Consider the following 1,962-nt stretch of genomic DNA (forward strand, 5'->3'; position numbering starts at 1 on the left):
TTGTACCTTCAAAACCGAACACTGAAATCTCTTAGATCCGTCTCTAACCTTTGCTTTTTGGATAAGCCCTCGACCTATTAGTACACATCAGCTGAACACGTTACCGTGCTTACACCTTGTGCCTATCTAACCTCGTACTCTCCAAGGGGTCTTACTCCATAAAGGAGGGATATCTCATCTTGAGGGGGGCTTCACGCTTAGATGCCTTCAGCGTTTATCCCTTCCGGACGTGGCTACCCAGCCTTATGCACCTGGCGGTGCAGCTGATACACCAGCGGTCCGTCCATCCCGGTCCTCTCGTACTAAGGACAGCTCCTCTCAGATATCCTACGCCCGCGCCGGATAGGGACCGAACTGTCTCACGACGTTCTGAACCCAGCTCGCGTACCGCTTTAATGGGCGAACAGCCCAACCCTTGGGACCTGCTACAGCCCCAGGATGCGATGAGCCGACATCGAGGTGCCAAACCACTCCGTCGATGTGAACTCTTGGGAGTGATAAGCCTGTTATCCCCAGGGTAGCTTTTATCCGTTGAGCGATGGCAATCCCACTTTCATACCACCGGATCACTAAGTCCTACTTTCGTATCTGTTCCACCCGTCGGTGTCACAGTCAGGCTCCCTTATGCCTTTGCACTCTGCGAATGGTTTCCGTCCATTCTGAAGGAACCTTTGAGCGCCTCCGATACCCTTTCGGAGGCGACCGCCCCAGTCAAACTCCCCGGCAGACATTGTCCCCGGACCAGATAATGGTCCTTGGTTAGAAAACCAGCATCATAAGGGTGGTATCCCAACAGCGGCTCCACTGCAACTGACGTCACAGCTTCATAGCCTCCCACCTATCCTGTACATATAATACCGGCTCCCAGTATCAACCTGGAGTAAAGCTCCATGGGGTCTTTCCGTCCTGGCGCGGGTAACCAGCATCTTCACTGGTACTTCAATTTCACCGGGTGCATTGCCGAGACAGTGCTCAAATCATTACGCCTTTCGTGCGGGTCGGAACTTACCCGACAAGGAATTTCGCTACCTTAGGACCGTTATAGTTACGGCCGCCGTTTACTGGGGCTTAAATTCAAAGCTTCGCTTGCGCTAACCTCTCCTCTTAACCTTCCAGCACCGGGCAGGCGTCAGCCCATATACTTCACCTTTCGGTTTCGCATAGACCTGTGTTTTTGCTAAACAGTTGCTTGAGCCTCTTCTCTGCGGCCCACGTCTTAGGTGGGCTCCCCTTATCCCGAAGTTACGGGGACATTTTGCCGAGTTCCTTAACAATGCTTCTCCCGTCGGCCTTAGGATTCTCTCCTCATCCACCTGTGTCGGTTTACGGTACGGGTTATACATACGCAATAGTGGCTTTTCTTGGCAGTCATATCTAGTGCTTCACTACTTTAGTTCGTTCCCCCTTGCGGGACCGGGCTTTCCTTTCCCGGCTCACTCCTTTTGCCTGCGTCCCCACAGTTCTGATATGCATAAGTGCAGGAATATCAACCTGCTGTCCATCGACTACGCCTTGCGGCCTCGCCTTAGGTCCCGACTTCCCCAGGGCAGATCAGCTTTACCCTGGAATCCTTGGATATTCGGCCTGGAGGATTCTCACCTCCATCTCGCTACTCATTCCGGCATTCTCTCTTCTAAACGCTCCGCCGCTCCTTTCGGTACGGTTTCTTCGCCCTTTAGAATGCTCCCCTACCGATCAAATGTACCCGTAGATACATTCAATCCCCAGGCTTCGGTGTCGTGTTTCAGCCCCGGTAATTTTCGGCGCAGGACCTCTCGGCTAGTGAGCTATTACGCACTCTTTGAATGTGTGGCTGCTTCTGAGCCAACATCCTAGCTGTCTATGAAATCCCACATCCTTTTCCACTTAACACGCACTTTGGGACCTTAGCCGTGGATCTGGGCTCTTTCCCTTTTGACTACCCAACTTATCTCGTGTAGTCTGACTCCTGTTCACCACCTT

At 52.5% G+C, this 1,962-nt stretch carries 1 rRNA gene; it reads right to left on the reverse strand.

The annotated features are described in order from the left end of the window. Window positions 1–57 precede the first annotated feature (57 nt). Window positions 58–1,962 (reverse strand): 23S ribosomal RNA (locus G590_RS21605); the annotation flags it as partial.

The organism is Butyrivibrio sp. XPD2006, assembly GCF_000420865.1.
Classification (GTDB): Bacteria; Bacillota; Clostridia; order Lachnospirales; family Lachnospiraceae; genus Butyrivibrio.